Consider the following 6996-nt stretch of genomic DNA (forward strand, 5'->3'; position numbering starts at 1 on the left):
CTCCTTGAAATTACGGTTTAGCCAGGTTGGCGGTGGCGGTGTCGAGCAGTTGCCCGACCAGTTTGGTCAGCTGTTGGCCGCCCATCGACGGTGCCCAATATTGGCCGCTGTAAAGCCCGACGTTGTGTTCGAATTTGATCGAATCCTTGGCCTTGGCCAGCTCCTTGCCGTTGCGGTCGACGATCACCAGGTCGCCGGCCACCTCGAAGCTGTCTACGTAGATCGGGCCGTTGACCCAGATCCAGATGGTCAGCGTCAGCAGTGCGCCAGGCACGTACGCCGGGTGCGGCGCGCGATGGCCCTTGAGGGCGGTCATGTTGAATTTGAGCGTCACGTCCTGCTCGCCCAGGCGTACCGGATACTCGGTGACCTGCTTGAAGTAACCCCCGGTGCGTACGTATTGGGTGATCTGGGCAGTCAGGGAGCTGCTGATGGCGGCCTTGTTGGCTTCGTTGACATCGGCGGCGCTCACCGTCACATCGGCGATTTGCGCGCTGCGCGGGCTGCTGACAGATACCGGGTGGAGCGGGGCGGCGATAGGGCCGGTGACGGTGTAGGAAACGCAGCCGGTCATCGACAGCGCGGCGACCAGGGCTGTAGCCCGAAGCAGAGTGTTAAGCACGCAATATCCCTATAAGTGAGCAAGCCAAGTTACTGTCTCGACCCGTATCCGCATAACTTGAGGGAATGTGCGTCACCTCACGGCATCCGACGAAACACCTTGAGAAGCGCTCTCAACTCCGTAAAATGCCGCGATTGTTTAAAGCACGATACTTTCAGGGATGAATTCAGACATGCGTATGTTTGCCGTATTCCTCGTCGCCTGCCTCATGGCGGGCTGCGCCTCCAAGCCGGAGTACTACATCTCCCCGGCGCCGGTCACGATTCCGAAGACTGCTACTTACTGGCTCGACACCTTCAACGTTGAGGTGAAGGGCAAGAGTAAGCACTTCATGTCGGATGACAAAGTTCGCCAGGAGCTCGGCGTCGATCTGGTAAACCGCTTGCTCAAAGCCAAGCGTTACGCAACCAGTAAAGACAGCGCCGATTATTTGCTGGATGTCGACGTCGTCTATGTGCGCCATATCATCGACTCCAATGGTGGGTTTTCGAACCTGTTGATTGACGACGGCACCATCCTTCAAAGCATCGATTTTGGCTACAAGGTCAAGGTCAAGAAAGCCGGTGCCGAGGTGCTGCACTTCGCCCAGAACCGCCCCAGCCTGGAGCCCAGCAACTGGCGAGGCCAGCCGCAACAATGGAGGACCCTTGCCGGCGTTGTAACCAACAGCGGTAACTCCAGTGTCGAGCGGTATTTCACTAGTGGGCTAAGCGACTTCATCGTCGACGACCTACGCGATATTCCGTCTCGCTAGCGTCAACTGCCATACCCGATTCCCCCCCATTTAGGAGCACCCCGTGAACACACTGTCCAAAATCCTGCTGTCGGGCCTCACCGCCGCAGCGCTGCTGACCGTGACCGGTTGCGCCACGGAGAGCAACCGCGCCATGCCGGTGGAACAGGTCGCCAGCGCCAACGTCGCCTATTCCGGCGTACGCGTGCCAATCGCCGTGGGCAAGTTCGACAACCGCTCCAGCTACATGCGCGGCATCTTCTCCGATGGTGTTGACCGCCTCGGTGGCCAGGCCAAGACCATCTTGATCACCCACCTGCAGCAGACCAACCGCTTCAGCGTGCTGGACCGCGACAACATGGGTGAAATCTCCCAGGAAGCCGCGATCAAAGGCACCGCGCAGAAGCTCAAGGGCGCTGACTACGTCGTGACCGGCGACGTGACCGAATTCGGCCGCAAAGAGACCGGCGACCGCCAGCTGTTCGGCATCCTCGGCCGTGGCAAGACCCAAGTGGCCTACGCCAAAGTCGCACTGAACATCGTCAACATCAGCACCTCCGAAGTGGTGTATTCCACCCAGGGCGCCGGTGAATACGCGCTGTCCAACCGTGAAGTGGTCGGCTTCGGCGGCACCGCCAGCTACGACTCCACCCTTAATGGCAAGGTCCTGGACCTGGCCATGCGCGAAGCGATCAACCGCTTGGTCGACGGCATCAACGCCGGCGCCTGGAATCCGCGCAACTGATCAACCGCACTTCAAGGAGCAGTACAAGGATGAGCAAGGCAGTGAAGTTGGCGCTGATGCTGACAGCAATCGCAGTAGTGACCGGGTGCCACACGGCGCCCCAGCCCCTGTATCAATGGGAAAGCTACCAGCCGCAGGTTTACGAGTACTTCAAGGGCGAGCCCAAGGAAGCGCAGGTCGAGGCACTGGAGCGCGATCTGCAAAAGATCAACGCCAGTGGCCGCAAAGCGCCGCCGGGTTACCACGCGCACCTGGGCATGCTGTACCTGAGCATGGGCAAGGATGACCAGATGGTGCAGGAATTCCGCACCGAGAAGGCGCTGTTCCCCGAGTCTGCCTCGTACATGGACTTCCTGTTGAAAAACGCCAAGACCGGAGTGGCCACTAAATGAGCCTGTTAAAACTCACTGGCGCCTTGCTGGCCCTGGCTTTGCTCGGCGGTTGCGCAGCGCCCAAGACCATTGACTACACGGCATACAAACAGGCGCGGCCCAAGTCGATCCTGGTACTGCCGCCGCTCAATGAGTCGCCGGAAGTGCAGGCCTCGTACAGCCTGGTCTCGCAAGTGACCTACCCGCTGGCCGAAGCCGGCTACTACGTGTTGCCGATTGCCCTGGTGGACGAAACCTTCCGCCAGAACGGCCTGACCACCGCCAACGATATCCAGGCGCTGCCTGTGGCCAAGCTGCATGACATCTTCGGCGCGGACGCGGCGCTGTATATCACCGTCAGCGAGTACGGCACCAAGTACATGCTGATCTCCAGCGACACCGCCGTGACGGCCTCGGCCAAACTGGTCGACCTGCGCACCGGCACCACCCTGTGGACCGGCTCGGCGCGGGCGTCCAGCGAGGAAGGCAACAACAACAGCGGCGGCCTGGTGGGCATGCTGATCACCGCGGCGGTCAAGCAAGTGATCAACAGCTCCACCGATGCGGCGCACCCGATTGCCGGCATCACCAGTGCACGCCTGCTGACGCCGGGCCAACGCGCCGGGATCCTGTACGGCCCGCGTAACCCGAAGTACGGCACGGACTGAGTTCATCGCCTCGGTTCAAATGTGGGAGGGGGCTTGCCCCCTCCCACATTTGAATGTCTGTGTTATTTGAATCAGGGTTAACCCGAACATCCCGCACCTTGCGTCTGACCTTGTGAACGGATCATTCATTCACGAGGTTCAGCCCATGTCCCACCTTCTGTTTTTCCTGCGTCCTGCCGCCCAAGGCTTTGCCGTCACCATGGTGGTGGCGTTGGCCGGTTGTGGGCTGTCCTCATCCCCAGAGTTGGCCAAACCGGCTGAGCCCGTCGCCGAATTGCAAAGCGCGCCGGTCCAGGGCGCGTTGGTCAAACGCATGGCAATGCCCGCCCCAATGCGCATGCAGGAATCAGCGGCGATGGACTATCGCAGCGAACCCCGCGAGCAATACGCCAACCTGCCGGACAACCCGGTGCATCGGGTGGCCGAAAAGCCGGTGTCCACCTTCAGTGTGGATGTCGACACGGGCAGCTACGCCAACGTCAGACGCTTCCTCAACCAAGGCAGCCTGCCGCCCGAAGGCGCTGTGCGACTGGAGGAAATGGTCAACTACTTCCCCTACCACTACGCCTTGCCCACCGACGGCTCACCGTTTGGCGTGACCACCGAAGTCGCCGCCACACCCTGGAACCCGCGCACGAAACTGCTGCGCATCGGCATCAAGGCGTCTGACCGCGCCGTGGCGGACCTGGCGCCGGCCAACCTGGTGTTTCTGGTGGATGTGTCCGGCTCCATGGACCGCCGCGAAGGCTTGCCGTTGGTGCAAAGCACCCTGAAATTGCTGGTGGACCAGTTGCGTGATCAGGACCGGGTTGCATTGGTGGTGTATGCCGGCGAATCCCGCGTGGTGCTCAAGCCCACATCGGGTCGCGACAAGGCCAAGATCCGCAATGCCATTGATCAACTCACCGCCGGCGGTTCGACGGCAGGCGCATCCGGCATCGAACTGGCCTACCAGATGGCCCGCGAAGGCTTTATCGACAAGGGCATCAACCGCATCCTGCTGGCCACCGACGGCGACTTCAACGTGGGCGTCAGCGACTTCGACAGCCTCAAGCAAATGGCCGCCCGCCAGCGTAAAAGCGGCGTGTCCCTGACCACCCTGGGTTTCGGTGTGGATAACTACAACGAACACCTGATGGAACAACTGGCCGATGCCGGCGACGGTAATTACGCCTATATCGACAACTTGCGCGAAGCCCGCAAGGTGCTGGTGGAGCAGCTCAGTTCAACCCTGGCGGTGGTCGCGCGGGATGTGAAAGTGCAGGTGGAATTCAATCCGGCACAGGTCAGCGAATATCGACTGCTGGGTTATGAAAATCGCACGCTCAAGCGTGAGGACTTCAACAACGACAAAGTCGATGCCGGCGAGATTGGCGCAGGGCATACCGTGACCGCGCTGTATGAAATTGTGCCGCAGGGCGAGAAAGGTTGGTCGGAGCCATTGCGCTACACCCGCGCGCCCTCTGCTGAAGGCGGCGCCAATGAGCTGGCGATGTTACGCGTGCGCTACAAGCCTGCCACGGGCGGTGATAGCCGCTTGATCGAACGGCCGATCAGCAAGGAAGTCACCCAGGCCAGCGACGACCTGCGCTTCTCGGCGGCGGTGGCCGCCTTCGCCCAACAGCTCAAGGGCGATGGCCGCTACACTGGCAGCATGAGTTTGAAGGACACCGCCGCCCTGGCCCGCTCGGCCCGGGGCGATGACCCCTTTGGTTTGCGCAACGAGTTCGTGCAACTGCTGGAACTGGCCCAAAGCCTGAAACCCTGATCTTGAACGCAACAGCGTTAAATTTATAAAAGGAGTTCGCCCCCTGCATGGCTGTTCCAGATGATCCACCCAGCGACGAATCGCTGCTGGCCCGTTACCGAACCGGTGACGCCGCTGCGTTCGAAGCCTTGTACGCGCGGCACCGCCAAGGCCTCTACCGCTTCCTCGTGTCCCTGAGCAACAAGGCCGAACTGGCCGAGGAAATCTACCAGGAGACCTGGCTCAGCCTGATCCGCAGCAGCACTCAGCCGCAAGGCCGGGCGAGCTTTCGTACATGGCTGTTCCAGATCGCCCGCAACCGCCTGATCGACCATTGGCGCAAGCACGGCATCCATAACCCCTTGCACGACAGCTACGATGAGCAACTGCACGCCCAGGCCGACGACAGTTCCGGCCCCGAGCAACAGCTGAGCCTGAGCCGCGACCAGGCGCGCCTCGACGCCGCGCTGCAAGACTTGCCCGAAGACCAGCGCGAAGTCTTCCTGCTGCGCCTGCACGGCGAGCTCGAAGTGCCGCAAATCGCCGCCCTCACCGGCGCCCCGCTGGAAACCGTAAAAAGCCGCCTGCGTTACGCCCAGCAGAAACTGCGCCGCCTGCTGGCCGAGGAGATACTTGCATGACCGACTCCCGACCCACTCCCGACACCGACGACGTGCTGATCCAGCATTACCGTCAACACAGCACCGGCGAGCCGCCCGCGTCCCTCGACGCCTTCATCCTCAACGCCGCCCGCCGCGAAGCCCCGGCGCCGCAACCGAGTCTGTGGCAACGCTGGCTGCACGCCTGCCAACGCCCGCGCTGGCAAATGGCATTCGCCACCGTGGCCGGCTTGGCGCTGATGATTGGCGTGGTCACGCGCTCGCCAGTGCCGCAACCCGACATCTCCACGGCGACCTTCTCCGCCCTGCACGAGGAAGCCGCCCGCCCGGCGCCGCAAGCGTTGTCCGCACCCGCGCCGATGGCGCGCATGGCCGCCGCGCCCAAGGCTGAAAGTGCACCGGTTCAGGCTGAAATTGCAGGTGCGATGGCAGATGAATCCAGCGCCAGACTCCGCAAGCGCGCGCCGTCAGCGTTGCCGTCGCTGGAGCAAGAGTTACAGGCGATCGTGCGCTTGCGTGAAGCGGGTGAAAGCAAAGCCGCGGATGAAAAACTGCTGGCCTTGCACGCGCGCTTCCCCGAAGAAGACCTGCCGGCGCGGCTGGAGGCGCTGCGCAAGCACTGACCACAAAAGACAGCACGGGCCACCGGTATGACCCTAAAGGCCCGTGTTCAACGCCGCGCATCAAAAGCCATGCGCACCGCCAGACCTGCCAGCACCGTCCCCATCAACCAGCGCTGCGCCAGCTGCCATACCGGCTTGGCCGCCAGAAACGTCGCGATGGAACCGGCCATGATGGCGATCACCGCATTGACGCTCACACTGATCATGATCTGGGTAAAACCCAGCACGATGGATTGCGTCAGCACGCTGCCGTGGCCGGTGGGGGTGATGAATTGGGGCAGCAATGACAGATACATCACCGCGACTTTCGGGTTCAACAAGTTGGTCACAAACCCCATCATGAACAGCTTGCGGGGACCGTCCCTGGGCAAATCACGCACATGAAACGCCGAGCGCCCGCCGGGCTTGACCGCTTGCCAGGCCAGGTACAGCAGGTAGAGCGCGCCGCCGAGCCTGAGCACGTCATACGCATACGGCACCGCCATCAGCAACGCAGTAATACCCAGCGCCGCGCACAGCATGTACACGACGAAACCCAGCGCCACGCCGCCCAGTGAAATCAACCCGGCCAGCGGCCCCTGGCAGATCGACCGCGAAATCAGATAGATCATGTTCGGGCCGGGCGTCAGCACCATCCCGAGCGAAATCAGACCATACGCCAGCAGGCTCGACAGTTCGGGCATGGGTTCACTCCTGTAGGTAGAGCGCGTCGTTGCGCCGGTTGAATGCGCCTGATGGTAGGGCGGGAGAAGGGCGCGCGTTAGATACAGATCGGCTGACAAAACGCCATACAGGTGGCTCGGGCCCGAGGCAGTCAGTTAAGGGCGAACACCACACTTGTGGCGAGCGGGCTTGTCCCGCGTTGGG

The 6996-nt window shown here is 61.9% G+C and carries 9 protein-coding genes; 7 read left to right on the forward strand and 2 right to left on the reverse strand.

Features of this window, described 5'->3' with window-relative positions; translation table 11 throughout:
* Nucleotides 1-10 precede the first annotated feature (10 nt).
* Nucleotides 11-622: a hypothetical protein gene (locus J1G35_RS20130; protein ID WP_082340995.1), complete on the reverse strand. Its 612-nt coding sequence runs from the start codon at nt 620-622 to the stop codon at nt 11-13.
* Between the two features lie 172 nt (nt 623-794).
* On the opposite strand from J1G35_RS20130, the gene J1G35_RS20135 reads away from it, so the two are divergent.
* The 7 genes from J1G35_RS20135 to J1G35_RS20165 all read left to right on the forward strand — a co-directional run bounded on the left by J1G35_RS20135 (nt 795) and on the right by J1G35_RS20165 (nt 6129).
* Nucleotides 795-1376: a hypothetical protein gene (locus tag J1G35_RS20135; RefSeq protein ID WP_053135431.1), complete on the forward strand. Its 582-nt coding sequence runs from the start codon at nt 795-797 to the stop codon at nt 1374-1376.
* A 43-nt stretch (nt 1377-1419) separates the two neighbouring features.
* A complete protein-coding gene (locus tag J1G35_RS20140; protein ID WP_053135434.1) occupies nt 1420-2100 on the forward strand; it encodes a CsgG/HfaB family protein in 681 nt (226 codons plus the stop codon).
* 29 nt (nt 2101-2129) lie between these two features.
* Nucleotides 2130-2492 (forward strand): DUF4810 domain-containing protein, encoded by a 363-nt coding sequence (locus tag J1G35_RS20145; RefSeq protein WP_053135437.1) that lies wholly within the window; start codon nt 2130-2132, stop codon nt 2490-2492.
* Nucleotides 2489-3139, forward strand: a complete 651-nt coding sequence (locus tag J1G35_RS20150; protein ID WP_053135441.1) for a DUF799 domain-containing protein — start codon at nt 2489-2491, stop codon at nt 3137-3139. Before J1G35_RS20145 ends, J1G35_RS20150 begins: the two co-directional genes overlap by 4 nt.
* A 145-nt stretch (nt 3140-3284) precedes the next feature.
* Nucleotides 3285-4907, forward strand: coding sequence for a VWA domain-containing protein (locus J1G35_RS20155; RefSeq protein ID WP_223015831.1), 1623 nt, complete (start codon nt 3285-3287; stop codon nt 4905-4907).
* A gap of 47 nt (nt 4908-4954) precedes the next feature.
* Nucleotides 4955-5527, forward strand: coding sequence for an RNA polymerase sigma factor (locus J1G35_RS20160; protein ID WP_223015832.1), 573 nt, complete (start codon nt 4955-4957; stop codon nt 5525-5527).
* Entirely contained in the window at nt 5524-6129 is a 606-nt protein-coding gene (locus J1G35_RS20165; RefSeq protein WP_223015833.1) for a hypothetical protein, read from the forward strand. Before J1G35_RS20160 ends, J1G35_RS20165 begins: the two co-directional genes overlap by 4 nt.
* Before the next feature lie 47 nt (nt 6130-6176).
* Here J1G35_RS20165 and J1G35_RS20170 read toward each other — a convergent pair whose 3' ends face one another.
* Complete coding sequence (locus tag J1G35_RS20170) at nt 6177-6812, reverse strand: LysE family translocator (protein ID WP_223015834.1); 636 nt, start codon at nt 6810-6812, stop codon at nt 6177-6179.
* Nucleotides 6813-6996 lie beyond the last annotated feature (184 nt).

Origin of the sequence: Pseudomonas sp. SH10-3B, from assembly GCF_019891415.1 — a bacterium.
Taxonomy (GTDB): Bacteria; Pseudomonadota; Gammaproteobacteria; order Pseudomonadales; family Pseudomonadaceae; genus Aquipseudomonas.